At 50.0% G+C, this 26,662-nt stretch carries 22 protein-coding genes; 8 read left to right on the plus strand and 14 right to left on the minus strand.

All coding sequences use genetic code 11. The features are described 5' to 3' along the window. Positions 1–66: 66 nt before the first annotated feature. From C9J03_RS11330 to C9J03_RS11360, 7 genes are all read right to left on the minus strand, one after another. Complete coding sequence (locus tag C9J03_RS11330; RefSeq protein ID WP_044623767.1) at positions 67–291, minus strand: hypothetical protein; 225 nt, start codon at positions 289–291, stop codon at positions 67–69. Next, the gene (locus C9J03_RS11335) at positions 288–1,568 is read right to left on the minus strand and encodes an FMN-binding protein (protein WP_044623766.1); all 1,281 of its coding nucleotides are present in this window, start codon (positions 1,566–1,568) and stop codon (positions 288–290) included. Before C9J03_RS11335 ends, C9J03_RS11330 begins: the two co-directional genes overlap by 4 nt. A 98-nt stretch (positions 1,569–1,666) precedes the next feature. Further along, the gene (locus C9J03_RS11340; RefSeq protein WP_044623765.1) at positions 1,667–1,972 is read right to left on the minus strand and encodes a hypothetical protein; all 306 of its coding nucleotides are present in this window, start codon (positions 1,970–1,972) and stop codon (positions 1,667–1,669) included. Then, positions 1,972–3,486: a reductive dehalogenase gene (locus C9J03_RS11345; RefSeq protein WP_044623764.1), complete on the minus strand. Its 1,515-nt coding sequence runs from the start codon at positions 3,484–3,486 to the stop codon at positions 1,972–1,974. Before C9J03_RS11345 ends, C9J03_RS11340 begins: the two co-directional genes overlap by 1 nt. A 16-nt stretch (positions 3,487–3,502) precedes the next feature. Then, positions 3,503–4,636, minus strand: coding sequence for a tetratricopeptide repeat protein (locus C9J03_RS11350; protein WP_044623763.1), 1,134 nt, complete (start codon positions 4,634–4,636; stop codon positions 3,503–3,505). 191 nt (positions 4,637–4,827) lie between these two features. Beyond that, complete coding sequence (locus C9J03_RS11355) at positions 4,828–5,133, minus strand: isoamylase early set domain-containing protein (RefSeq protein ID WP_044623762.1); 306 nt, start codon at positions 5,131–5,133, stop codon at positions 4,828–4,830. A gap of 155 nt (positions 5,134–5,288) precedes the next feature. Then, positions 5,289–6,062: a helix-turn-helix domain-containing protein gene (locus tag C9J03_RS11360; RefSeq protein ID WP_044623761.1), complete on the minus strand. Its 774-nt coding sequence runs from the start codon at positions 6,060–6,062 to the stop codon at positions 5,289–5,291. Between the two features lie 47 nt (positions 6,063–6,109). On the opposite strand from C9J03_RS11360, the gene C9J03_RS11365 reads away from it, so the two are divergent. After that, on the plus strand, positions 6,110–7,477 hold the full coding sequence (locus tag C9J03_RS11365) for an MFS transporter (protein ID WP_249031108.1): 1,368 nt from the start codon (positions 6,110–6,112) through the stop codon (positions 7,475–7,477). 78 nt (positions 7,478–7,555) lie between these two features. Here C9J03_RS11365 and C9J03_RS11370 read toward each other — a convergent pair whose 3' ends face one another. Continuing rightward, positions 7,556–8,722 (minus strand): Card1-like endonuclease domain-containing protein, encoded by a 1,167-nt coding sequence (locus C9J03_RS11370; RefSeq protein WP_044623759.1) that lies wholly within the window; start codon positions 8,720–8,722, stop codon positions 7,556–7,558. Positions 8,723–9,135: 413 nt separating this feature from the next. Between C9J03_RS11370 and treR the strand changes: the two genes are divergently transcribed. The 3 genes from treR to treC all read left to right on the plus strand — a co-directional run bounded on the left by treR (position 9,136) and on the right by treC (position 13,502). Beyond that, a complete protein-coding gene (treR, locus tag C9J03_RS11375; RefSeq protein WP_044624556.1) occupies positions 9,136–10,080 on the plus strand; it encodes a trehalose operon repressor TreR in 945 nt (314 codons plus the stop codon). A 225-nt stretch (positions 10,081–10,305) separates the two neighbouring features. After that, positions 10,306–11,730 carry a PTS trehalose transporter subunit IIBC gene (treB, locus tag C9J03_RS11380; RefSeq protein WP_044623758.1) on the plus strand — a complete coding sequence of 475 codons (1,425 nt, stop codon included), beginning with the start codon at positions 10,306–10,308 and terminating at the stop codon, positions 11,728–11,730. 92 nt (positions 11,731–11,822) lie between these two features. Beyond that, on the plus strand, positions 11,823–13,502 hold the full coding sequence (gene treC / locus C9J03_RS11385) for an alpha,alpha-phosphotrehalase (protein ID WP_044624555.1): 1,680 nt from the start codon (positions 11,823–11,825) through the stop codon (positions 13,500–13,502). Between the two features lie 82 nt (positions 13,503–13,584). On the opposite strand, the gene C9J03_RS11390 is transcribed toward treC, so the two are convergent. Continuing rightward, positions 13,585–14,223, minus strand: a complete 639-nt coding sequence (locus tag C9J03_RS11390; protein WP_044623757.1) for a LysE family translocator — start codon at positions 14,221–14,223, stop codon at positions 13,585–13,587. Positions 14,224–14,504: 281 nt separating this feature from the next. On the opposite strand from C9J03_RS11390, the gene C9J03_RS11395 reads away from it, so the two are divergent. The 3 genes from C9J03_RS11395 to C9J03_RS11405 all read left to right on the plus strand — a co-directional run bounded on the left by C9J03_RS11395 (position 14,505) and on the right by C9J03_RS11405 (position 16,346). Beyond that, positions 14,505–15,350, plus strand: a complete 846-nt coding sequence (locus C9J03_RS11395) for a MaoC family dehydratase (protein WP_044623756.1) — start codon at positions 14,505–14,507, stop codon at positions 15,348–15,350. A gap of 164 nt (positions 15,351–15,514) precedes the next feature. Further along, on the plus strand, positions 15,515–15,865 hold the full coding sequence (locus tag C9J03_RS11400) for a RidA family protein (protein WP_044623755.1): 351 nt from the start codon (positions 15,515–15,517) through the stop codon (positions 15,863–15,865). 85 nt (positions 15,866–15,950) lie between these two features. Further along, the gene (locus tag C9J03_RS11405; protein WP_107291708.1) at positions 15,951–16,346 is read left to right on the plus strand and encodes a DUF2391 family protein; all 396 of its coding nucleotides are present in this window, start codon (positions 15,951–15,953) and stop codon (positions 16,344–16,346) included. Between the two features lie 102 nt (positions 16,347–16,448). On the opposite strand, the gene yccS is transcribed toward C9J03_RS11405, so the two are convergent. Further along, positions 16,449–18,647, minus strand: a complete 2,199-nt coding sequence (gene yccS, locus C9J03_RS11410; protein WP_044623754.1) for a YccS family putative transporter — start codon at positions 18,645–18,647, stop codon at positions 16,449–16,451. A gap of 408 nt (positions 18,648–19,055) precedes the next feature. Between yccS and helD the strand changes: the two genes are divergently transcribed. After that, positions 19,056–21,143 carry a DNA helicase IV gene (gene helD, locus C9J03_RS11415; RefSeq protein ID WP_044623753.1) on the plus strand — a complete coding sequence of 696 codons (2,088 nt, stop codon included), beginning with the start codon at positions 19,056–19,058 and terminating at the stop codon, positions 21,141–21,143. Positions 21,144–21,236: 93 nt separating this feature from the next. Here helD and C9J03_RS11420 read toward each other — a convergent pair whose 3' ends face one another. From C9J03_RS11420 to C9J03_RS11435, 4 genes are all read right to left on the minus strand, one after another. Then, a complete protein-coding gene (locus tag C9J03_RS11420) occupies positions 21,237–22,067 on the minus strand; it encodes a class I SAM-dependent methyltransferase (RefSeq protein ID WP_044623752.1) in 831 nt (276 codons plus the stop codon). Positions 22,068–22,159: 92 nt separating this feature from the next. Then, positions 22,160–24,037, minus strand: coding sequence for a hypothetical protein (locus tag C9J03_RS11425; RefSeq protein ID WP_052829813.1), 1,878 nt, complete (start codon positions 24,035–24,037; stop codon positions 22,160–22,162). Continuing rightward, positions 24,024–25,298, minus strand: coding sequence for an ATP-grasp domain-containing protein (locus C9J03_RS11430; protein WP_044623751.1), 1,275 nt, complete (start codon positions 25,296–25,298; stop codon positions 24,024–24,026). The genes C9J03_RS11425 and C9J03_RS11430 overlap by 14 nt, the downstream gene beginning before the upstream one ends. Positions 25,299–25,412: 114 nt before the next feature. Then, positions 25,413–26,630 carry a multidrug effflux MFS transporter gene (locus C9J03_RS11435; RefSeq protein ID WP_082060647.1) on the minus strand — a complete coding sequence of 406 codons (1,218 nt, stop codon included), beginning with the start codon at positions 26,628–26,630 and terminating at the stop codon, positions 25,413–25,415. Between the last annotated feature and the right edge of the window lie 32 nt (positions 26,631–26,662).

Raw genomic sequence — 26,662 nt, forward strand, 5'->3', positions numbered from 1 at the left:
TGGCGTTCGGCCAAGCCCTTACACTCCATGGAAACTGCGGCGTAGCAGAGGTGTTTGCTGCTCGCTTTAGTATTTTTCTTGCGTCAAATCGTTAGCCATTTGCCGGAAGTCGACTTTTGGTACGCTGTTGAGCTCCGTGGTCTTGGCCGTCGGCTCGGTCTGGCGTGACACACTGTGCAATATCGAGCGCTGAGGTGCATCACTGCTCAGGGCCATGAAGCTGGCACCGATTTGCAGCATGATGACAACAGAAGCCAGGCAATAAAATACGAGGGAAATACGCTGCCTCATCGGTGGCCTCCAGTATGTTCATGGCGAGTAGGTACGTCTTCCGCTGCGATTTGTTTTGGTGCCGTTCGTTTGGCCAAGCCTTGTTTCCGCTTGCGAGGCTTGGCAGCCTGTTTGATCCACTGCTTATTGAAAACGACAAAGTCAGTTAAGGTATTGATCGGACACAAACTTTGGCACCAAGGACGGCGGACGATTAATGAGGTTAGGAGGATCATCACAGTTAGGATAAACAGGTACATACCGCCGATCATGCCAAAGGCGATGCCGAAGGGCTCGTAGACAAAGGCGGCAGGGTTGCGGAAATAAGCCCCCAGACAGAGGGTGGCCAGCAGCAGGAAGCGGGGAAACCAGATAAACAGTGAACGGCGTATCGGTGACGCTTTGGCTTTGCCGACCTTGGCCAGGCATTGCTGGACGGCACCGAATGGGCAGAGGCTCTGGCAATACACGTTCCGGTTGTAGTAGAGGATACAGCCAATGCTCAGCATCAGCAGAATAAATGGCGTGTAATTGGCGACACCACTGAGCCAGGTGCCGGAGACTAATCCAGCCATGGTGGAAGCCGAATAGAGTGACGCGGAGTGGAAGCCAAACAGCAGGGTTGAGCCAGCCAGCAGCACGGCATTCATTTTGCTCTTGTGCTCAGAGCGGGTGCGGTTAACCCAGACTGCCGCAACGAAAAATAGCAGGGCCGCAGCATCAAGCCATTTCAGGTAATGCCACGCGGGCTTGGCCTCGGTAAACTGGTAGCCAAATAGCCGCAGCCGGATCGGATCGGCCGCTTGGTTCAATGCCTGGGTATAGGCCTTCGAAGTCAGGGTGGCGCCGGATACCGCATCTACAGACAATGCGGTTTTGATATTCTGGGACAGTAATGATTCGGGCAGTTTCTGCTCGGCCACTTTGTCAAAATAAGAGGTTGTTTCTTTAGAGCCCAGCAAGGCAATGGTTTCTATCTCCCCTTGATGGGAAAAGACCGCGCCGATGGTTAACTCGCCGCCGTAGCCAACGCCGGTGCCGAAGCTGACCCACTTGCTCGTATCCTGGGTGGTTTCTGGCGCAGGGTTGTTCTCAACACTCGGTACGATTTGATAGAGCAGGGGAGCCACTTCGATAAGCTGTTCGCCGCTGGCGAGGATACTGTCGAAGAACTGGGTTTGGGAATGGTTGGTGCGCTGCCCGCCGAGGTACCATGCAAACGCCAAAGCCAAGATAGAGATAACACTCACAAATTTGTCGAAGCGGCTATTACGCCGAGGTTTGGTCTTTCTTTCCATATATCTCCAAAGCCATGAGGCATCGATCCGATGCCTCATGGCTTATTCCTATCATACTGTGATCAAAATAGGTTAGCGCTGTATTCAGAACTAGCGACTCAGTGCTTCGGCTTCAGGGCGATGAGTATTCTTAGCAGGACTGCCCCTGCGATAACGAGGCCGGTGCCGACAAACCCGAGGAAGTACCAACCGGCAAGGCCCTCGTTTTCACCCAACAGGGTAAATGCCCCGGCAATGGTGAGAATGATCGAGGCCCACCAGGTACCGGCCAGTGTCCATTTCCACCAGTTCATCCCCAGTTTAAATTGCTTGGCCCATTGGTTGGCGCCGGCAAAGACCAGTACCTGCAAAGCGCCGAATGCCATCCAGAACAACGGATCCAGTATTGTTGATTGTGGAAACATCAGAAGCCCTCCCAGTTGCCGTCATAGTCCCAGGTCTTCTTGACCTGGAGGTATTCCTCGCTGCGTAGCCACTCCGGTGGCTGGTGGTAGCCTGCAAATCGCCCGCCGTTCCAGTCGCCGTGGTAGGCTTCTGCCTCTGGGTAATAGAAGAAGTTATGCTGCATCGCCAACAAGGTTTTGCGGGTCAAGCCGGTTGGATCTCGCGGGTCGGTCTCCTTGACCAGCGCATGGATCCAGTTGTTCTTGCGGGTATATGGGCATACCGCGATACAGACCCTGCATCCCATGGCGGTCTCCGTTGGACCCTGGCGCCACATGGTCCAGCAACTGTCCTGGTTGAAGTCGAACTTGCGATAGCCTCGCACGACGGCATCGGGTTTATCAGCTTTGCTGATCGAGCCGCTCGGGCAGGAATCTGCGCAGATTTTGCACTCTTCGCAGAAGTGTTTCACTTTGGTATCGATCGGCTTGTCAGGCTCCAGATCCAAATCAGTGATCACGGCGGCAAGGCGGATATTCGGACCCAGCTCCGGGGTCAGCAGGATACCGTTGCGGGCGGCTTCGCCCATACCGGCCTGAATTGCCAGTGGCGGCACGACGATCTCATAGTCCGAACCCGGCCACTGCGGCCGGGCCGCGTAACCCAGTTCACCTAGGAAGGCTGCCATCAGCCCCGAAGCATTCTTGGCGCGGAAATAGCCGTCATAGGAGGTAGAGTAGCCGATAGAAGCATACATCGGGTCCCAGTTCATTGGGGTACCGAAGATAATGACATTCTTCCAGTGTTTCGGAATGCTCTCGTCCCAGTCGGGCATACCGCGCATGGTGTTTTTGAATACGAAGCTCGGGTCCAGCTTGGTGATGCCGACAATGCTCATGCCGAACTTGAACGCCATTTTCTTGATCAGCTCTGAGGCGTGTTTAGGCGATTTAAAGGCTTGAGGCTCACGCTTTACCCACTGGAAATCGACCTCATCGGGGTGGCCTTTGGGCTTAGGAGGGAAGTTGCTGCTATTGCCCTTCAAGTAAGCCGCAGAATAGGCCCAAGCGAGGGCAAAGCGGTCACGGTGTCGTTCGATGTTCTGGTCGTGCTTGGCCTTTTCTTCAAATGACTGGTACATATCGTCCCAGCGTTCTGGGTGGCGGGAGTAGTACTCACGCACCTGCTCATTGGGGATATCACGCCAATCCTTAGTGGGTACCCAGCCGTTGCCCATCTCTTTGCCCAGCGCACGGGTGCGGTGGAACAGGAAGTCGCTCCATTCAGGACGGACGGGCTCGCTGACCACTTCCATTGTCGGGGCGACATCGACCCGGAAAGGCTCGCGGTTGAAATACATATCTTTGCCCGCTTCGGTGCGACCCCAGCCGACGTTGGCATCTGGGTCACGGCCTAGTACAAAACCTGCACCGGCGGCGGCACCCACGGTGGCAGTGGCTGCCGCAACACCACCAAGTTTAAGGAAGTCGCGTCGCGATGTACTGGCAACGCCTTGTTCGGTTTTTTCTCTCACGTTTGCTCCCTGTGTATTAGTTTAATTCGACGATATCGAGGCTCAGTTTCTTGTTGATGGTATTGATGAGCGCTCGGTGAGTAACTTTGTAATGGCCGGATAGCTTGTTGAGTTCGACCATAATGTGCTGGGCCTCGGCCCATTGCCCGTTATGGAAATAGCAAAGGAAAAGTTGCTCGAGGCTCCATTCTTCATGCGGTTCGAGGGTCAGTAGCTGCTTGAGATCAGGCTCGAGCTGGTCAAAAAGCTTGAGCTCGGCTTTGATGCGGGCACGGATGTTGAGTACATCGAAATTGCTTGGGTGTACGCTTAGGTATTGGTCCAACGCTTCAAGCGCTTCTTCCAGTCGGCCTTGCTGGTGGGCACAGATGCCAGCCAATCGCACCAGCTCGATCGATGAAACCTGATTTTCGAAGGCGCGGGTGATCCATTTATCAGCCTGAACGTTCTCCCCCAGCGCCAGGTAACTGCTGGTGGCGGTGATGTAGGTAGAAACCAGCGAATGATCTTTGCTGTAGGCCTGTTCGGCATATTGTGCTGCCAACGCGAAGTTGCCTTCTTGGTAATAAAGGCCAGCAAGATTCTGGTAGCCGCCGATAAAGTCAGGGTCGGTGGTGATACTGCGCTTGAAGCTCTCTTCGGCCAACTCACTTTGACCCAGATACAGATGGCTAAAGCCGAGGTGGCAGTGCAGCAGGGGATTGTGGGTATTGAGGGCTATCGACTCTTCGAACATCGATTTTGCCATTTCGTAATCGCCCAACTGCTGGTAGACCAACCCGCAGCAGGTTTTGAATTCTTCTTCGCTGAGCAGGGGCCTATGGTTATTGATGGTTACCATGGCAAGCTGGCACATCTGGGCGGCCATCAGGGTTTCGAACAGGAATTTCAGCTGGGCTGGGCTAAGCCTGTGTGTAGCCACGATGTCACTCATGATTAACGTAAAGGCTTCATGTTCTAACCAGTCGGCATGGCTATGTCCTTGGGTGTCTTCGTTCTCCCAGTTTGTTTGCTGTTGTTGCTTGGGAAACTGTACTTGTAAAAACAGCAGACGCTCGTTGAGCGGTGCGAGTACGTCGGCAGGATCAGGGAACTGCGTGATCTGTTTCTTGATATATTGGTAAAGCTCAATCCACTTACTGCTAATCATTCGGGTGTCCTTGGAGAAAGATCAGCTCAAGTATTGTGGATGCGGCAAATGGTCAAAAGGTACAAATCCCCCCGTTTCGGGTAGAAAAATGCCCTTTGCTGACAATGTTGATTTTAATCAATAGATGTGTTCGGAATGAAAGGGCTAAAAGCAATATAGCCCTTTGTATTTATTGAGTTTGTTTTGTAAGGCTAATGGTCGCTGTGGGTTGATAGCAGGCCGTTGTCACTACCAAAACCGTTATGGATGTAGTCATCTGCACCGGGGTCATTTTCCCACGTCGAACCATTGATCAGGTAGCGGAATTGATATTGGCCACCTTTGGGCAAGCGAAGTTTCAGGCTAAAGATTTTCTTTTTGTTCAGTTTCATCGGGGTGGCTTGCCACTGGGTAAAGTCACCCGATACCGCAACGGTTTCGGTCATGCTATCTGCTTGTGGCCACTCGAAAGTGACTTCGACTTCATCTTTGGTTTTAAAAAAGCGCTTTTTAATCATGTTCACTCCTTGGAATAAAGCGTAATGATGTAAGCAAGCAACTTAAATGCCAATAATCAATGGGTTATACAGTGGTAGTGAAAGGTGGTATAGGGCTGGAAATTGTTGCCAATGCCCCATAAAGGGGCAATGGATGCACCATGACTAAGCTAAGCTTACGGCCTGCGAGTCTGCAAGTTTGGAATAACGGGTAACTCGTCATGAAAAGCGCCTTTTGCTGCCATAAAACCAAATGTATATGGAGCAACCTGTAGCCCTTGGCGGGCACGGTGGTCTTGGCTTTCGCGTAGCAGGTTAAATAACCAATCATCTAGCTTATGGACAACTTTTTGAAACTCGTCTTTGGTGAGATCGGCTTTCAGTGTAATGAGGAAAGCATCCTCATCGTCGGCCGAAATACCGATGACTCGCTCTTGAAGCCGGGTTAATACTTGATGGGTAAAAAACTCGGGAAATTTAGAGCCTTTTTCGAATGAGGTATGGGTCGGGACACACAGCTTTACTTCATGAGCTAGCCCTAGGGTGATTAGCCCTACTTTTTCCAGCTGCCTTAGATAGAGGTGAACGGAAGCGTTATTGAGGTGATATTTAGCTGTAATCTCAGCAACGCTTTGGTGCTCGGTCAGTTTTGTCCAGAACGTAAATAGGGCAGGGTTATCCCAAAATGCCTGATCTTGCTCAGAGGTGAAAAGGGGGATTTTAAACAGGTTTTTCTCGGCCTCTACTAGCAGGTTTGAAAGCGGTACATCAATGAGCTGGCAGATAGCAATGAGTCTCTGCATGGAAAGAGGCTGCTGGTTGTTCAGCAGGCGCTTGATGCTCACATCAGAAATACCTAATTGGGTCGAAAGTGCTCTGTAGTTAATGCCGTGCTTTTTGAGCTCCCTTTTGATTATCCGGCATACCTCGAAGGACAGTTGTTCTTCCATATTGTTTACTTTTCTTTTTCCATGTTGTCGGGCACGTGAGGTGATACATGAATGGTCATTATACGATGCTTTTTTGTTCATTGTTGTTCTGGAGGGTCAATATGAGACTCTTTGAAAAACAAAGGACAGGGAGGAGCAAGATGACACGGGAAGTATTGGTATGGCGTTATGCCATTCAACAATTTATACACTGGACGATTGTCGGTATTACTATTCCGGTGTTGATACTGCTTTTTCAGGCCAGAGGGTTTAACTTACAGGATATTGGTCTGGTGATGGCCGTTTGGGTGGGCAGTACTGCGGTACTGGAAGTGCCCCTTGGTGGTGTTGCGGATAGGTATGGCCGTAAAGCCACCTACCTTGGTTCGTTGATCGTCAATATACTGGGTTGTTTTGCTCTGTTGTATGTCACCGAACTAGTAGAGATGTTGTTCTCAGCCTTTATGCTAGGGGCGTCTCGGGCCATTTACTCTGGCACGCTTGATGCTTGGTTCTATGATGCCTTTCAACAATGTCGCCAGCAATGCCGTCAGCGCAAGCTGACGTTTCATACTGCACAGTCCTATGTGAATATGTCTGTCACCATTGGTTTAGCTTTGGGCTCGCTGCTTGGCGGCTGGCTGCCGGACTATGTGGTGAGTACTGGTGCACAGTGGGCCAGCATTTATGATCTTAATCTTGTGGTAGTGATTGTCGCAAATACCTTTTTGATTGCTGTCACGGCAGTGCTGATCCGCGATAATAAAGAGCAAAACAAAGCTGTTGATGTGAAAGCCACTAACCTAAGTGTTTCGGTCCAGGTTTTAAGTGAGGCGTTTACGCATGATGTTATCAAGAGGCTGATGCAGACAACTATCGTTTATGGTGCAGTGCTAAGTGCCGTAGAGACATTTTGGCAGCCTTATCTGATGGCGATAATACAAACGACCACCAGCGGTCCGAATGAGAGTAGCATCACGCTGTTTGGCATTTTAGCAGGGCTGTACTTTTTGATGTCTGCTTTATCTTCCTTATTCTCTATCCGTTTGTTGGCTTTTTGTAATGGCTCACATAAAACGTTGATGCTTGCAACTCGGATCTTAGCCGGTCTTGTTTTGATAGCCATGGCAAATAGTGATGAAACTCTTTCTTTTACTTTGTCTTATCTGGCTTTTTTCTTCTTTTTTACTCTGGGCAATAGTTCTCAAAGCGTGCTGACCCATGAAAATACCCAGCCGCAGCATCGGTCTACCATGTTGTCGGTGAGCTCCTTGGTAGTGACTTGCGGGGCGGTGGTTGCTTCATTGTTGTTTGGCTTTATCTCTGAGCATTATGGCATTTCACTGAGCTGGCTGATTTGCGGAGGGGCACTGGTAGTATCTTCAGCGTGGTTCGTCCTGATCCCTGATAATCACAGTGCTGTTGCCCAGCAGTAGAAAGATACCAGCGCCACAACAAAAGAGGGAGAACGTATGTTCCCCCTCTAAATTCACTGAGATAAGTGCCAAATTCAATTAGGCGATATTGTGGCTTTGCCCACCGGCGTCTTTGAACCAGTTGTAGAGGTGGGTTTGCAGCTCGCTGAGCTGCTCCGGGCCGATAATGGCCAGGCCAAGGTCCTGGGCGCGCACCACATCGTGATGACGAAGAGGTCGAAAGCTCACCAGCATGGCACGGGCCTGCAGGCCGCCAAGCAGGTCTCGCAGCGATTCTAGCTTGTACAAGGTGTCGTCACCGTCGTCACGCATCCCCTTGGTTTTACATTCGATAATATGGAGCTTGTTGTTTACCACTGTGGCAACATCAAGCTCATTACGAACCTCGCGATCTCCAATCTGGCGGTAGACCTGAACACCCAGCGAGTGGTCTTGGATGGTTGGCAGATCATTCTGGATAGCCCGTACTGTGCTGTGGACCAGATTCTCTAGCCATTCGCCATTGGCGAAGCGGCGTGCTTCCTCATGCTTGAAGGTTAGGGTGCCAGCCTGGTAGGTCGCGAGGCCGGTTTCTTCCAGATCCTTGATCAGCATCCCCAGTTCTTTGTAGCCTTGCTGCTTCTCGCTCAGCTCAACATCGAGCTTTTGCTCTTTGCGGCAAGTGGTGGCCAGGTAGTTGAGGGTGGCAAGGCCGGGGCCAAGCTCAAGGGCTGAACTTGCCCAGCGTTGCCCCAGCTCCCAAAGTTGCTCGTTGAGCTCTTCGGGTACTAGGCTTTCTGGGAGTTCACAACGGGCACCGAAGATAGTGAGGTAATCAGTAAGTTGAATGCGATCTTCGACTTGTTGTTGTTCACGATCCGCTGGGTATAGCCAGCACATTTCATCGCTGAATGGCTCAATCACATAGATAGGCCAATGGTAAGTGCGGAAAACTTCATAAGCGGATAATAGGCGGTGACGCAGGCCACAACTGGCGTTGAACCAGACATCGGTTTGGGCGGCTTTGAGTTTTTCTGCCAGCTCAATAATGCGAGCGCGAATACTGGTGATATTGATGGAGTCCGGGATAATGAAAAACTCGGCGTCGATATTGCGGGGAAGCAATATTGACGCAAGGCGGTTGTATTGCTCTTGCTGTGCCTCGGTCCCGATAAAAATCATTTTATCGGCCGGGACGCCGTGGTCGAGAAGTGGGGTGATCAGTCTCACGGGGTCCTGATCGATAATGCCAACATGTGTAATCATAATTATCCTTAAGCGTTATCTATGACTGTGCCGGCTCATCGATAATGGGGTACAAAGGGTGGTCCGGGCTTACTAGTCAGTAACGCTTTATATTTGTCATTCTTTATATATGCGGACAGTGTTCATTAAAATCAAGTCACACTGTTGCGTATGCTCATGTTATTTGTGCTTGTTGCTTTCTTTTGTGACCGCTTATCCACTAACTTAATTCAATCAATTCAAAGAAATGTCTGAACCATGTCAGTGTTTGTCAGAAAAAATGAAGTTTTGTTCCGCTTGGCGAACAATATTTGGCAGAAAGTTGTGTAGCTGGCAGCAGCCTGCTGATTTGTTGCAGGAAAAGGATTGAAATTATCGCGGTGTCAGTGACAATAGGGGGTAACTAGGCTGTTGCCCTATTGACCAGAATGATTATGACCCAGAAACTTACAATCCTAGACATTGCCAAGCTGGCAGGTGTTGGCAAATCCACCGTTTCCCGAGTACTGACCAATGATCCTAAAGTAAAGCCAGCGACCAGAGAGAAAGTCGAGCAGGTGATCCGTGAGTCCGGTTACGTGCCGTCTAAGTCAGCCCAGGCGATGCGCGGAGGGAGTGCCAAGGTGGTTGGGATCATTCTCTCTCGCCTGGATTCTCCCTCCGAAAACAAGGCGGTCAGCGGTATTTTGGATGTTATCTACAAAGCCGGCTATGACGCGGTGATCATGGAAAGCCAGTTCAGTGCTGAAAAGACCAATGAGCACTTAGCGGTATTGCAAAAGCGCAATGTTGATGGGGTGATTGTATTCGGTTTCTCGGGCTGTGATCTGAGCCGTATTGAACTGCTTGGCCATAAAGCGGTGGTTATCGCCACCGATACCGATACTATTTCTTCTGTCGATTATGACCACCAGGGCTTGATAGCACTTGCCATGGACAAGCTGGTCTCATGTGGCAAGCAAAGCATTAGCTATATCGGGGTGGATGAATCCGATCGAACTACAGGTCTGCTGCGCCTTAATGCCTACCTTGAGAGCTGTCGTAAGCTGGGGATTGAACCGTGTTACCGGACCGGCCAGTTGAGCTATGACAGCGCTTACCATATTACCGATCAGGTGCTCAGCGAGGGCACTGAAGCGATTGTCTGTGCCAGTGATACCTTGGCAATGGGGGTCGCCAAACGCCTTCAGGAACTGGACCGAACTGATATTCAGGTCTCTGGGGTAGGGGCCACGGATCTGCTGTCGTTTCTGTTTCCTAATACCTTCAGTATTGATCCGGGCTACTTTGAGGCCGGCAAAGCCTCGGCCCAATTGCTGATAAAGCAGCTGTCGGGCCAGCAAGAAATTACTCACCTCATTCAGCAAGCGTCATACTAAGCGGGAGCTTGCTAGGCGATACCGCAGGATCTAAATCATAGGTTTGCTATTAATCTATACATGTAGGTTGTGAACTGATTCACGAAATGGGAATGTTCCCATTTTCATCGGTCAGCGGATCTGACAATATTTGCGATATCAAGTGGGAACATTCCCATTCATTTGAAAGTGAACAAAGACAGACAACCCAACACATTCCTATTTTTATAACGATGGACAATCGGCATGAGTAAGATTAACCAACAGCAGATAGAGCGTTTGGTCGAGTTAATCGGCGGTAAGGACAACATTGCAAGCGTCAGCCACTGCCTGACCCGTTTACGTTTTGTACTGGCTGACACAGACAAGGCGCAAACTAAGGAAATTGAAAAACTGAGCATGGTAAAAGGTTGTTTTACCAATGCTGGCCAGTTTCAGGTAGTGATCGGGACTGAAGTTGATCAAGTGTATAAAGCGCTGAATGAATATACCGGTCAATCGGGGGCCAGCAAGGACGAAGCCAAAGTCGCTGCCCGTCAGAATATGAGTTTGCTGGAGCGTGGGATCTCCCATCTTGCTGAAATCTTTGTCCCATTGCTTCCAGCGATTATCACCGGTGGTTTGATCCTCGGTTTCCGCAATGTCATCGGCGACATCAAGATGTTCGATGGCCAAACCCTGACAGAAATCAGCCAGTTTTGGGCGACGGTTCACTCTTTCCTATGGCTGATTGGCGAAGCGATCTTCTTCTTCCTGCCGGTTGGTGTGTGCTGGTCAACCGTGAAAAAACTGGGCGGTACGCCAATTCTGGGGATCGTGCTGGGTGTCACATTGGTATCCCCACAGTTGATGAATGCCTACCTGATAGGCCAGCAATTGCCGGAAGTGTGGGACTTCGGCCTGTTCACCATTGAAAAGGTCGGTTATCAGGCGCAGGTCATTCCAGCAATGTTAGCGGGTATTGCCTTGGCTCTGATTGAAACCAACTTGAAAAAAGTGATTCCTGCGTACCTTTACCTGGTGATTGTCCCGTTTGTTTCAATCATTACGGCGGTTATTTTGGCCCACGCATTCATCGGTCCATTCGGCCGTATGCTTGGCGACGGTGTGGGGTATGCGGCTCAAGCTGCAATGACCGGTGACTTTGCCATTTTCGGGGCGATGATCTTCGGCTTCCTGTATGCCCCGCTGGTTATTACCGGTATCCACCACACCACGAACGCCGTGGACTTGCAGCTGATGCAATCTATGGGGGGGACACCGATCTGGCCATTGATTGCCCTATCTAACATTGCTCAGGCTTCTGCGGTTGTTGGCATCATCATTATCAGCAAGAAAACCAATGAGCGTGAAATTTCGGTACCGGCTGCCATCTCTGCGTACTTGGGGGTCACCGAGCCTGCCATGTACGGTATTAACCTTAAGTACAAGTTCCCGATGCTGAGCGCAATGATTGGTTCGGCGATTGCCGCGGCTATTTGTGGTAGCGCAGGTGTGATGGCGAACGGTATCGGTGTCGGTGGCCTACCGGGCATCCTATCTATTCAGCCGCAGTACTGGCTAGTGTATTTCATCGCTATGGTGGTTGCCGTTGTGGTACCGATGGCACTGACCTTGTTCATGTACAAGCGTGCTGAAGCAAAAGGCGAGTTGAGTGAAGCAACGGCCTAGTGGCAATCGCCTCCCTGAGTAATTTTGTAGCTGGTCGGAACGGTTTAAATGGCCAGCTACCTTTTTCTGATTTGTTAAGTGTGCAGGTTATTATGTTGAAAGAGCAACTTGAATGGTGGCGTACCGCTACGATTTACCAGATTTATCCAAAAAGCTTCTGTGACAGTGGCAGCAAGGGAACCGGTGATATTCAAGGGATCATTGCTAAGCTAGACTACCTCAAAACATTGGGTGTCGATGCGCTTTGGCTGACGCCGGTGTATAGCTCGCCAATGATTGATAACGGCTACGATATTTCCGACTACTACAATATCAACCCAGAGTTCGGCACCATGGCCGATTTTGACCAATTGCTGGCGCAGGCGCATCAGCGCGGCATCAGGATTGTTATGGATATTGTCGTTAACCACACTTCAACCGAGCATGCCTGGTTCCAGTCGGCGCTGGGTGACAGGAACAGCCCATACCGTGATTATTATATTTGGAAAGATCCGGTTGACGGCGCTGAGCCGACCAACTGGCAGTCGAAATTCGGTGGCAATGCCTGGGCACTGGACGAGGCCACCGGCCAATATTATTTACACTTGTTTGCCAAAGAACAGGCTGATCTGAACTGGGAAAACCCGAAGGTTCGTGAAGAGGTCAAAGAGGTGATCAACTTCTGGGCCGAGAAAGGGGTCGATGGCTTCCGCCTGGATGTGATCAACTTGATTTCCAAGCAGCAAGACTTCCCGAACGACGACATTGGCGATGGTCGCCGTTTTTATACCGATGGCCCTCGTGTTCATGAATACCTGCAGGAAATCAGTGAAGCGGTGTTCCAGCAGTATGGCTCAGTGACCGTTGGCGAGATGTCTTCGACAACGCTTGAGCACTGCCTGCAATATTCATCGCTCGATGGCAAAGAGCTGTCGATGGTGTTTAACTTCCACCACTTGAAAGTTGATTACCCCAATGGCGAGAAGTGGACCAAGGCACCGTTTGATTTCCATCAGCTTAAATCTATTTTCAACCACTGGCAGCTTGGTTTGAATGGCAAAGGATGGGGCGCACTGTTCTGGTGTAACCATGACCAACCTCGGGTGGTTAGCCGTTTGGGTGACGATGTTAACTACCGAATTGAATCGGCCAAGATGCTGGGGGCGTCAGTGCATATGATGCAGGGCACCCCGTATATCTTCCAAGGTGAAGAAATCGGTATGACCAATCCGGGGTATACCTCGATTGACCAGTACCGCGATGTGGAAAGCACCAACATGTACGACATCATGGTGAATCAGCAAGGGGTGAGTCACGATGAGATGATGGCGATTCTGGCGCAAAAATCCCGCGATAATTCCCGTACCCCGATGCAGTGGGACGATAGCGACTATGCCGGTTTCTCCAAGGCACAACCTTGGCTGCAAGTGGCAGAGAACTATAAGCAGATCAATGCCAAAGCCGCGGTTGCAGATCAGAACTCTGTGTTCCATTTCTACCGCCAGCTTATCCAGTTGCGTAAAGAGGTTGCCGTTATTACCGACGGAGACTACACCGACCTGATGCCGGAGCACGATCGTATCTTCTGCTACAAACGCGAGTCAGCCAGCCAGATTTTGTTGTGTGTGAACAACTACTATGGTGACGAGGTCGAATGCCATCTACCTGAAGGGTTGGCTGTCGTCAGTGGTGAATGCTTGCTGTCGAACTACGCCGAATCGATGAAGGCGGCTCAGCAAAACAGTTTCACTCTGAAGCCGTATGAAACTCGGATTATCTTGATTGCCAAGTAGGCAGGGCTTAAAAGTTATGAGTAATAAGGGCATCTCTCGAGATGCCCTTATTTATTGTAACGAGGTGGTAGGGCACAGAGCCTTAAACCGCCGGTACCTGTGAGGCCAATAGCCAGATCGCCAAGACGAAAAAGATAAGCCCCATGAACTTGTGCTGGTTGGTACGGAATTTTTCGTTCTTCAGCAGTGGCTGGCCCAGGCTGCCGATCATGGTGACCAAGAACAGGTTGAATAACAGACCCAGTACATTCAATAGCAGACCTAGCACTAGCATTTGTTCACCGGAAGTCGCCGTAACCTGAGTGGATACAAACTGCGGCAGGAACAGAACAAAGAAAATTAGCGCTTTAGGGTTAAGCAAATTACTGATCACCGCTCGGCGGTACAAGGTTTTGGCTACACTGCTGCTTTGCTCAAGGCTTGGCGCATCAGAAGGTTGGGTACGCATACAGTCCCAGCCCATTTTTAGCAGGTAGGCACCGCCAAGTAAACGAAGCACCTGCAGGGCGATTGGGTTCATGGCAATCAATGCCGAGACGCCCATGGCTGCCAGCAGGGTAAGGATCAATCCTGAGGTGGCATTGCCCAGGCTGGCAAAGACCCCCACCTTTTTACCGTAGCTCAGGCTGGAGCTGGCGATGAGCAGCATGTCAGGGCCAGGGATGAGCAGCAGGGCGATAACGGCAGTCAAGTAAACAGGTAAAATGGCTAGATCAATCATGGTAATTCGGTGTTGGATTTACAAGGTGCTGGATTCTAGTTCTTTTTGTGGTTGATTTAAACGTATTGATGGTATTTTTTGGTTTGTCTGTTTGTTTTGTTGGTGTTTTGTTGTTTGATTGTTCTGCTTGGTGCGTTTTTGAGGCACTTAGTTGCGTGAATTGATTTAATTGTCCAACTAAGTAAAAGCGGTAGTCTGGATGAAGGGAAATATGAGATAAACAGAAAAACGAAGGGCACTCCTTTTGCTCGGCCTCTGTTAATTCAATCTAGGGTGTTGCTGTGACCACCATTACCATCAAGCAAAGCCAGTTACCGTCTTCCATGTTGCTATTGGCGAAAGCAATACTGAAAAAGGGAAGAGATCCTTTGCCATCGATAACTGTGGCTATCGATGGCTTTACGTTCGAAAGCGAGAGCGTCAACCGTTACAACACATGCTGTGGCTTGCCTCAGGGTCGGTTACCGCTCCCTTACTTGTTTGTGGCCACCCAACCCGCCCAGTTACTGTTGCTGACCCATCCATCCGTTTCTTTGACACTGCTGGGCATGATCCATACCCATGTTAGTTTTCATCAACAAGCCCCACTGCAAATCGGCAAGGCCTATGACTTCTCGCTTGGTGTTATCGAATGCAATCAAACCGAAAAGGGCATGGAATTTGAGTTGGAAGGGCGTTTTGCGCTCGATGGCGTGTATCAGGCTGGCTATCGCAGCCGTTGCCTGTTGCGAGGTAAGACGCCAGTTAACCGTAAAGACCAAAATGAGTCAACGTCAGAGATTGAAGAACAATGCCCTGCTTGGACCAAGCTGAAGACGTTGACTCTAACGCCCCAGATAGCGAGAGGCTATGCGGCCGTTTCGGGGGATTACAATCCTATTCATCTTCATTGGTTGACCGCCAAGCCATTTGGCTTCAATGCACCGATCATTCACGGCATGTATTCTGTCGCACGGATGTTTGCTGCTATTGAGTCTCCAATTAGCCAAGCTGAGTTTACCTTCCGTCGCCCGGCGTTTTTGCCTTCAACGGCAGACTTGGAGTTTTGCGAAAGTGAGGCGAGGGAAGGGGAGCTGAGGCTGGTCAATAGCGAAGGCAAGCCTCTGGTAGAGGCACATTACCGTTAAGACCGTGAATTAGCCTAGTCGCTTGGCATTTATAACCTGGCATTTATAAATAGTTACGTTTCTGAGTGAGTTAGCCGACAATGCCAAGCCGATTTTTCGCTATTATATCGTCCTAACAATCAATAAACCCAAGTGCCAAACTTTGGGTATCAAAGGAAAGTAGAATGGATATTCAGCGAATTAACCCGACCAAGCGATGGTCTGATGTGACTGTCTTCAATGGTATCGCACATTTCGTCGAAGTGGCCGAGCAGGACACCAGCGCCGACATGACTGGTCAGGTCAACCAGATTTTTGCCCAGGCCGAAGCAATGCTGGCCAGTGTTGGCAGCGATAAATCCCGCTTGTTGTCAGTCACTATTTACGTTACCGATTTTGCCAACTTCGATGCGCTCAATGTCGCATGGGAAGCTTGGCTGCCGCAAGGCTGCGCCCCGAGCCGCGCCTGTGTCAAAGTTGAACTTGCCGACCCGAGCCTGTTGGTTGAAATGGCGTTTGTGGCAGCAGCAGGGTAATTTTACCCGTTGTTACTAAAACAAATTTATCATTTTGTTATGCAATGAGCCATGATGGTGTTGTACGGTAATTTTGCTGGATAACATCATGTTGAATTTCAATATGGAGGACGCAAGCCAAGTGTGTGTTGGCGCATTTGCCCTTGCTGTCCCGATTTCCTTTTCCGAAGAAGCTTGGCGGCTAGGGGAAACCCTTCCGCTCCCTAACTTGGTTATGCTGTTTTGCCTTGCGGTGTTTTTCCTGGGTGTCTTCACCTATGAAAGTGTATTTCAGAAAAACATACGCCACAGGCTTGCCGGCTTCGTCTTTCGTATTGTCATTGCTTACCTGATTACGGCGGTGGTTGTGTCCCTTATCCTAGTGGCGCTGGATAAATTACCTTTGCTCTCCGATCCGCTGACTTCGTTCAAGCGGATTATTGTTATCGCTATGCCAGCTTCGATGGGGGCTATCGTCGTCGATAGCTTTGACAAAGAATAGGCTTGATAATGAATAGCGAGTCCGTACTCCCTCAGCAAAAAACGCCATCACAACCACTGGCGGTTTGTGATGGCGTTATTGAGGGGTAACTCTCAATCGCGGTTACGCGGCTTTTTCATTTTTTGACTGGGCTGTTTGGCGGGTCCGCGCCGCCAGCTTGTTGGCGAGTGAGTTAAGCTCAGGCAGCATGCGCTGGATCAGGTGCAATTGCTGCAGCACCATACGGGCCGATGTCGAATCCTCATCGCGCCACAGCGATAGGCGCTGTTCCAGCTCGCTGTCGGACTCCGGTGCCTGAGCACACTGATTACCGGCAAGTTGCGCTGCCAAACAATCCAAGTGCTGGTGGATCTGCCTGTGGGCCTGCGAGACCAAATGATGCGTACTTTCATCTTCCAGCTGGGTGCGGTGGGCACCAAGGGCTGATATATAGCTCAGCATGGCATGGTTGAGCGTCAGGAATCGGAAGCTTTCATCGGTGGCCATCCGGTAGCGCCCGGGCTCCAGCAGCATGTTGCTGATCGCGGTGCTGAGCTGGGCATCGGTATTGTGGGCATCACGGCGGGCAATTCGGTAGTTCAGGCTGTCTTTTTTCCCGATACGGTACTGGCCAATGATTTGTGCCAGATAATCACGGTTTGTCTCTACGGCTGCCGCCATGACCTTGTGCAAGCGACGGGCTTGCCAGTCCGGTAAGATAAAGCTGACCGCCATTACTGCCAGCAAGCAGCCGAGCAGGGTATCGCCGAGGCGAGGCAGGATCACCGCAAAGCCTTCACCGAGCTGGTTGAAACAGAACAGTACCAGCAGGGTGATGAACATGGTGGCCACTCCATAGTTGGCAGTACGGAAGGCAAAGAACATCACCCCGGTAAAGACCATCAGTACCAGTTGCCCTTCTTGGCCCGGAAACAGGAACAGTAACGGCATGCCGATCAGCAAACCGGCGATGGTGCCTATCACCCGCTGCTTGAGGCGCTGGCGGGTTGCACTGTAGTTCGGCTGGCAGACAAACAGGGTAGTAAGCAAAATCCAGTACCCCCGCTCCAGGTCGAGGCCAAGAATGATGCCGTAACCTACGGTGAGGGCGATGGCCATTCGCAATGCATGGCGGAACAGCATCGAACTAGGATCAAGCTGAGCACGGATCCGCTGCCAGCGCTCTTTCATGCTGCGCGCTTCAGTGTCCGATAACTCGTTATCACGGGCGCTGTCCGTGGTCGAAACATCCGGGTTACTGACGTTCGACAACTGGCGTTCAACCGTCGCAAGGTTGTTGAACAGATATTCGAGCTGGTTGATATACACGCGCCGTTTGGGATCGTTCTGGCTTTTCAGGTAAAGCAAGGATTCTTGTAGTTCGTCCAGGGCCTTTACACTGTCGATAGCGTGGCTATAGGGCTTACCCATGGCCAGGGCTCGGGCAATCTCCCGGCAGGCATTGGCTTGCCGGGTCAGGAGCCGCTGGAATCGGAATAGCACGTCACTGCGTTGGAATTCCGCCGCGAGATCTTGGTAGCGGTAGTGAGATGAGCTGGCCCGCTCGTGGATGTCCTGTACCAAGAAGTAAATATTGAGGAATTTATCCCCCGTTTCATTTGGGTGGCCGCGACGGGCGCGGTGAAGCAAGGTAGCCTTGGCGTCGTTAAGCGCACTGACCACCTTGGCATTCTTGGTAGCCGCTTGAAGCCGCAGTGGCTGAGGAACTAAATCGGCCACCGGCTCGAACAGCTGGCTCTTGCTATCGAGGTAGCAGGACAGCTCGGTAAAGACTTTCGACAGGCTCTGCTGAACCGGCTGGTTCGGCCACAGTACCTGCCAGCTGAGCGACAGCAACCCATACCAGGTTGCGCCGCCGAGCAGTAACATCGGTTGGTACCACAGGTTCGGGCTTTGCGCCGCGCCCAGCATGGTATAGACAGCTAGCAGCAGTGAAGCAAAGGCGATACTGGCATAGCGGGCACCCATCGCCCCCAACATGATAAAGCCAAAGGTTGAAGTAAACAGCCCGATGGCAAACAGCGGCGGGTAGGGAAACAATAGTTCAATCGAGAAAGCGGCAAGCACGAAACAAAGCAGGGTGGTGATCAATGCTTTGATCCGCCCTGCCAGGTTGTCATCGGTTTCGGCCAGCGCCGAGGCAATGATGCCCAAGACTAACGGTGTAACCTCGGTGGTTGCTTGAAGATACCAGCAAGGCAGAGCAACCCCAACCAGGGCAATAAGTACACGAATGCTGTAGTTTATCCGGTCGTTTGCCCAGTAACGACGCAGAGTTAATTGTAAGCGGCTAGTTGTCATTGTTTTTATGGTCTTCCTAATGAAGCGCTAAAGATAGCAAACTTCAGTAAACAAGCGTTATAAAACCCTAAAAAAAATGCAGTTTATCGTTTCTTGCTACTGCTGGGGCGAAAGACTGTTCGGGTGTCGGTGCTTAAGGCCAAGCCCCTGATTGACGATAAACGGTGTTAGTGTGAATTACCCGCAACCTGTGCAAAAGTCACCTTGTAAGGTCAGAATCCCGATTTTTTTTAGCAAAAAATTTACCTAAAAGGTTTTCTGGACGCTAGGGTATATCTAGAGAACTTGGTACTCTAAGTCCAAATTGTTATTCCGTTAATAGGCTATAAATGTCTAATAACGCGCGCAATAGCGCAATAGCGCAATAGTTAGTGCGGTAGAAGAAGAATATTGAGTGTTGGTGACAGAATGCGTTTGACAGCAGGGTGGTTGGCCCAATGGCTCGCCCAAGGTGATTATTGCAGTATTGCTCTTGGTGACAATTGTTTGGTGCTTGATAGCCAGACAGAGACAGAAGAAATTCCCTTTGATGAGTGGGATGGGGCCATAGACGTTCACCGCGGTGTGTTATGGGGCAGCTTTGAATTGACCTCAGCGGATCAGGAGTACTGCTGGACGGTACATGGCCTGCCATGGCAGCAATGTAAGGCCTTTGCCAATATGTTGCTCGAAGCCTACCGCAACTGGGCGCAAGGCCGGGTCGAAAAGCTCGATAACCTGCTGCCAGTGATGCTTGAACGCATTGATTGTTATGCCCAAGCCGACGGCTACCTACGTGAATCTTCCCATCGTCAATTACACCGTTATCTCGATAACGCATTGGCTTCGACTGGTCTTAGCCGCGAGCTGGCGGCATCGTTCCGTCCGCTGGCGTTCGAGAAGGTTGAACCTTGGCTGGAAGGCAATGAAGAATGGGTGGAAGAAGCCAACAACCAATGGCTGGAAAAAGAAACCGATAAATGGTCGTCGTGGTTCGATAAGTTTGAATCGTCGCCGTTAAACCCGTCCCAGCGCGAAGCGGTGTTGATTAACCAGGATCATAACCTAGTGCTGGCCGGTGCTGGTACGGGGAAAACCAGCGTATTGATTGCTCGTGCCGCCTACCTGATTGCCAATCAGCAGAGTCAGCCCGAAGAGATCCTGATGCTGGCGTTTGGCCGCAAAGCCGCCGAGGAGATGAGCGAGAGACTGGCGGCCAAAGTCAGCGATCGCATCAAGGTGGCGACTTTCCATAGTTTGGGCACTCAAATCATCAAGGCAGTCGAGAGCGAGATGCCAAGTGTCTCGCCGATCACTTTGGACGACAAAGAGCGTGCCAAGTGGATTGCCCAAGTGCTGACCGAGCAGTGGGAAAGCGCTGCTTCGGCCAAGCGCTGGCAGAAGCACCTGACCCAATGGCGCATTCCGGGCTTCAAAGCGGACAACTCGATGGAAAAGCAGGCCAAGAGTGAACAACTGGCAGCTTGGGTATGGCGTCATATCGAGTTAATTGGCCAGCGCGGGGCCAACAAGTCTCAGCTGGTTGAGAGTATCGAAAAGCATGAGAATGAATCTGCCCGGGCGCGAATGAAGAGTGAGCTGGCACTGCTGTGGCCATGCTACCGCGCCTATGAGCAGCACCTGAAGGCCAACAAGCAGATTGATTTCAACACCATGATCCAAAGGGCGACCGAATACGTCAAAGAGGGCAAGTTCACCCCGCCGTGGACGTTTGTCATGGTCGATGAATACCAAGATATCTCGCCGCACCGTTTGGCCCTGATCGAAGCGCTCTGTCATGTTGGCGACAAAGACCAGCGACCAACCTTGTTTGCGGTTGGGGATGACTGGCAGGCTATCTACCGCTTTGCCGGAGCCGATGTGAACCTGACCACTGGCTTTGAACAGCGTTTTGGTGCCAGTCATATTACCGAGCTGGATACCACCTACCGTTTCAATAGCATGATTGGTGAAGTGGCCAATGCGTTTATCCAGCAAAACCCGAACCAGCTGAAAAAAGATCTCACTAGCTTCAAGAAGCAAAAGCGCAAAGCCGTGACGTTGCTGTGCCAGGACTTGATCGACCAGGAGCTGGCTCAACTGGCCTCGCAGCAAAAAGGCGAAGTGACCACCTTGCTACTGGGACGCAACAACAACCAGCGCCCGGAGAAGCTCAAGCAGTGGCAGGAAAAGTGGCCTCATCTTGGCATTAGCTTCATGACCTGCCACGCCAGCAAGGGGCGTGAAGCCGATTTCGTGTTCATTCTGGATGTGAATCGCGGTGTATTTCCGGCTCCAGACCGCGATACTGGCCTCGCCGCTTGCCTCCAGGCCCGCGGGGAAAGTTTCACCGATGCCGAAGAGCGCAGGTTGTTCTACGTCGCACTGACCCGTGCCAAGAAGCACGTTTGGGTCTGCGCCGAGCCGCAGAAACCATCGACGTTCGTCAATGAGCTGATTGACGACGGCTACCCGGTGATGAACAAGATCAAGCGGGTGAAAGCGAAGCAGAAATGATCGCAGAAGTTTGACGCAAGCAGTGCTTTTAAATCGACACGCAGTGGCCACGGCGGAAAGTGGCCACTGACAGATAAAGTGACTCGGTGGCGATTACTTTTGAAAAACGATCATGTCCAAATCCATCATCAATCCATTTGAATTTGGATTATGTGGCAACTTTTCAAGTTCGACACTGCGAAAGCCCAATAATTGTTGAAATTTTCGATAAGAGTATTTTCCTGGCTCATTAATTTCTATCGGGTATATTGCTATAGAACGATGGGTTGTCTCTTCGAGTAGGCCATTGATATATTTTTCCGTGATGCAGTCTGATTGTTGAGTATCCTTGTTATAAGTACGAGAGCTTTTGAATACAGTCCCATCTTCTTTGTTTACACTAAACGTAAAAGGGTTGGATTTATTTCTAGCGAGATTGATGTTGTATTTTGGAACGGTAAGGAATAGTAAGCCGCCATTATCCAGTCGTTGGTAGAGGCTTTTTAATACTGTCAGGTTGACTGAATGCTCGAAGAAGCCAAAACTGTTGCCAAATAAGCATATGCAGTTGTATTTTCTATCTGTCTTTTGCTGCTCTAATGCCTGCATATCCATCTCAATATATTGACATTTTTCGTCATCTAACCATGCTTGATGGTGTTTGTGTGTAGCATTGAAATGTGTTCTGTTAAGTTCAAGGAACTGCTTGTTAATGTCGATATGATCAACATATGAGATGGCGTGTTCTTTTACCAAGGCGATACTATGCGCAGCATTTGGACCGCAAGCGAGATTCAAAAGAGTAATATTAGAAATATTATGTTGTGTCAATAGTCGACTAACAACCTCAATTTCGTTATTGATCCTGAAGTCCTCAAAATATATTTGATAATCATAGCGTGATACTAAGTCGCCTGTTTGATAATAAGAAAGGTGCCAACTCATAGTGTTCCCTGTTGATTAATCGATTGTGTCTGTCGAAACAAAGATAGCAATGTGTATTTCTGAATAAGAATCATAACTCTTGAGTGTTTGGTTCAGGACAGAGGCCAGTGTCGATACTGGCCTCTGGGTATTAGTAACAAGTCATGTTCGAGCAAATCGGCATTGCTGGAGATATTGAGTTTCTCTTTCTTTGCTTCAACCATATCGGAGTTGCGCTTTTTGCTCGCGGCGGAAAGAGGGAGGTTGCCACAGTCAAGATAGCGTACCGCGTAACTATTATCCCTGGCGGTTGTAACTCTGCCCATACTATATAGGCTCGGCGAAAAGGGGATATCAAGCCAGCCGCGGTTAAAGGCGTTAATAATCGCGTCGCGGTAGTCCGCCTGGTGACCGAGAATGGTCGATAGCAGCTCGGTGGTCTCTTGATAAATAATCTCTTTTTCAATATTAACCATTTCCCAGTCGGCTGTAGCAGTGTCACGCATAGCGCGCTGAATCAACTGGAATGCTTCAGTGTTGTCCTCCAGTGTTGGAATATTATTGAATTCGGCTGCTGTTTTGTAGAGCAAACGGTCGGCCCCTGCGAGTACCGCTGTCTGCGCTGAGGCATAGATGAGTTGTTCGCTACGCGCACGGGTTGCCGGGAAGGCAGCCATGTACTGATGGAATACAGTTTGTATGGTGATGTCATTAAAGCCGTGAGCGGCGGCAGTTTGCTTGGCAAGTTCACCCATCACCGCGATTGCAGCGATATCTTGGCTGCGACAACCTTGCTCAGCGTAGCCGAGTGATACGCTTTTGACCCCATGGCTGATAGCCGTCAGCATTTCAAGGATATTGCTGGCAATGGCCAGCGAGGGGGGAATAAGGGTGCCGGTCAGGGTACCAAAGAACTCGCGGTCAATTGCGACACCATGATACTGGTAATAATGGGCGCACAGTTGATCGACGTAAGCCCAGCGGTTGAGCGACTCGGCCAGTGAATAGTCTTTGTAATAGGGAATGTTATAGCAAATCGGCCCCCCCTCAAAAGACGTGCAGCCAGCCGCGAGGCTGATTTCAGCAAGCAGCCGAGGATCTTTGGTGCTGTGGCGAACTTGTAGCGGGGGAGCCACAGCTTGACAGATGGCTCTGACCGGACCAACACCATGATTGATCAGGGGAAAGCCGTTGAGTTTGTTCTGGTTTAGCCCTTGCTCTGCACCGTTGTAATCATTATTGCGGGTCAGCGAGTCGATTTGAAATGAAAGTACCTCGACGCCCAGAGACGTAAAGTGTTCGAAATAGCGCAATTGTTCGCTGGTGGTGGAGACGCCAGATCGCGGTTGGAGGAGCGGAAGGTGGCATAGGGATCTTGAGTGGCTGACAATATGGCTAAAAGAAGGTTTCTCGGCAAGAAAAAGCCCGTTCTGGTGAAGGTTGGCTGCCGCTTGCCCATTGGGGTGCGAGGCCAGAACTTTCGCTCTTGATCGCATGAAAGAGCTACCTGCTTCCAGTTCATCGATGCGTGATAGCAAATGCTGGTGGATTCCTGTTTGGGCATGCTTTGTATCTGGCAGGGGCAATGCTATGTTATTGAGGGTAAATAGCTGCTCCAACTGCAAAAAGAAAGTTGTTAGATCGACATATTTGGGGTACACCAAGTCGAACCCCTTTGTTTGGAATGCAGCCTCAAGAGCACCGGGCTCGGCGTCGATGGTCAGATTGCCGCCGATCACCCAGAGCGCCCCCTGTTTGTCGTGTTCACTAATCGTGAAATTCTGGAGATACAGCGAAGCATGGCCATCTAGGGTCGAGAGCATCACGAGCTGGTAATCTTTGCTCAGAGACTTGAAGTCTTCCGGATTGTTTTGGATCCCCCGAAAGTCAACATCAAAACCGCGCTCAGCCAAGGAGAGCTTAAGCAGGTGGAGCCCAACAGAATGAGAATCTTTTCCTATACCGGCGAGTAGAACCTTACAATTGGGCATCAGACGTAACCTCGCATGACGGTGCAACGGTATATGGGTAGTAGGATCTCAGCCGTTCAAAATCGGCACGTAGTATCGTTTCATCGTCGTTCCACAACAGCATTCTCCCCGCATTCTTACAAAGACCCTTGTTGGTATTGACGGCATCGTCAACCTGGTAATTCCAAAAAGTCTGGTAATCGCTAATTAACTGAGGCGGATTGATCTGGCTGACGATACCCTCCGTGGGAGGAAGTGGGTAGATATAGCGAGCGACGAAGCTGGTGGACGTGAACTCAAGATCCATATCAGGATCAACCTGAATTAAAATGTGAATCTCTTTGAGCGGAATGCCGCAGCGCTGAAGATACATCTCTGAAGCGAGGTTGCCTGGTGGACGGTAAGCAATTTCAAGAAATACCAAAGTGCCATCATGTTTCTTAAAGACTTCAAGATGAGTAACCCCATGCTTGATTGGTGCTAGCAGGGCGTGGATTTTTTTGCTCATGATGCTGATATTGATATGGTCGGGATCGGTTTCCGCCAGCGTGATGCTACCTAGAGCCTGACCAAGTGTAATGTTAAAGCATGGGGTTGAGTATTCGTTTACTTGTGAATAGATGATTTCGCCGTGCTGGAGTATTGATTCACAATGGTAAAGGGTGCCATTAATAAACTCGTCTATTTCGTACTGGTAACCGTCTTCTTGCCAGTTGGCGAGCCAGTGCTCCAGTGCATCCTGGTTATCCAGTCTTGCAGCTCTTACCGCGCCGGCTTGATCAATAGGCTTGATAAAACAGGGAAAAGGGATCGTGGCGACAAGCCGGTCAAGATAGGCTATCGGGTCATTAAGCCAGGTTTGACGGCATAATGCTTGATGCTTGGGGATCACAATACCGCTATTGCGTAACCGGGCTTTCATTTCGAGCTTATCGACATAGGATTCATGGTCAAAGTCCTGAAGCCCATAATGGCGCTTTAGCTTGCCGCACAGTGACACGGTAGGCTCTTCAATCGATAAGATATCGAATGGCTCATGCTGGATATCGACGCTACTCTCGATGGCCTCGGTGATGGCTGAAAAATCATCCATAGAGGGGACTGAGAGTATCGCATCGAAGTAGATGTCCTTGCGTTGCTGGCGAAGGTTATTTCGAAAGCAATTTGAGCAGATGAGATAGAATTTGCCTTTGATGTGCTGGCGCAACAATGCAAAATCGATACTGATATCTGCACTGCATTGGCGATGCAGAAGGTAGATGGTGCGCTCAGGGAACGTCATAATCTTAGGGCTCCTTTAAACCTATCTGACTCAGCTTTCCACCATTAGATGCCCCACCGCATTTTCTTATATGCTGTGTTGAGTAGGGGATGGGTAATAGCCGAGCAGGGGGGGTTAGTTCAATTCGTTTGAAATTAGTAATTGGTTTTGTCGCATGAAGTACAGGAACTGGCACAAAGCAAACGAGCTACCGACTAATAAAACCAACGCCAGCGGAAGTTGGCTTGATTTGGGCAAATACCCGATCAAAGCACTGGTGAGGACCGAGCCGGCAATCTGAAAAAAACCATAAAGCGATGAGGCGACCCCCGTTATGCCGCGAAAATCAGACAGGGCGCCAGCCATGGCATTGGCAAAAATAAGCCGCGTACCGATCATGAAAAAGCACATTGGTATCACCAAGGCGTAGAGGTTGAGAATACCGACCACCCCAATAAATGTCAGGCTCAACGAGGAAAGCAACATGGTAGTGAGGCCAATGGCAATCACATGGTCGATCGTGTGTTTATCAATAAGGCGATTGTTCAACCACCCTCCTGTGATGTAGGAGAGAGTAATCGTGATAGTTAGCCAGCTAAATTGTTCCATAGTTAGACCCAGTAGGCTCTGGAACAAAAAAGGGCTGGAGGTGGTATAAGCGATAACACCAGCATAGGCTAGACAGGTGCACAGGCTATAGGCAACGAAGCTGCGGCTGGCGAATAGGCGGCGATAGTTTGCAAGGAGCTTACCTTTACTGGCGTCTTTACTAAATCTTTGCTGATTTGTTTCTGGTAAAAAGCGTAGGATAAGTAGCAATACTAATGCCGACAGTATTAGCACAAAAATGAATGTGGATTGCCAGTCAAAATATTTAACTAGATAAGCGCCTAATATTGGAGAAAAAGCCGGTAGGACGGCAAAGATAGTATTAAGTAGTGATGCTGCTTTCGAAACGTCTTTCTTGTCATATAGGTCAGTCAAAATCACTCGGCCGATAGGAATACTGGCCGCGACTCCGACCCCAAGGACGAATCGACCCAGAAGAAAAGTGGATATAGAGGTAGATAAAGCGCAAATGGCGGAGCCTAATAATGCTATTAGCAAGCCGAAAATAATAAGAGGCTTTCGACCATAATAATCAGAAGCAGGACCGTAAGCGAGTTGGGCGATAGCAAATCCAACGAAATAAATGGAAATAGAATACTGTAATACACTCGTTGTTGCAGCAAAATATTCTGTCATCAAAGGCAGTGCAGGTAGATAACTATCTGATGCTAATGAAGGTATCGTGCATAAAATAACTAGCAATGACAGGATTAAAGATTTTTGTGTTTTATTTATATCGGACATTCTAGGTCAACTCATATCGAATAGCTAAATTA

Source organism: Photobacterium gaetbulicola, assembly GCF_003025515.1.
Taxonomy (GTDB): Bacteria; Pseudomonadota; Gammaproteobacteria; order Enterobacterales; family Vibrionaceae; genus Photobacterium; species Photobacterium gaetbulicola.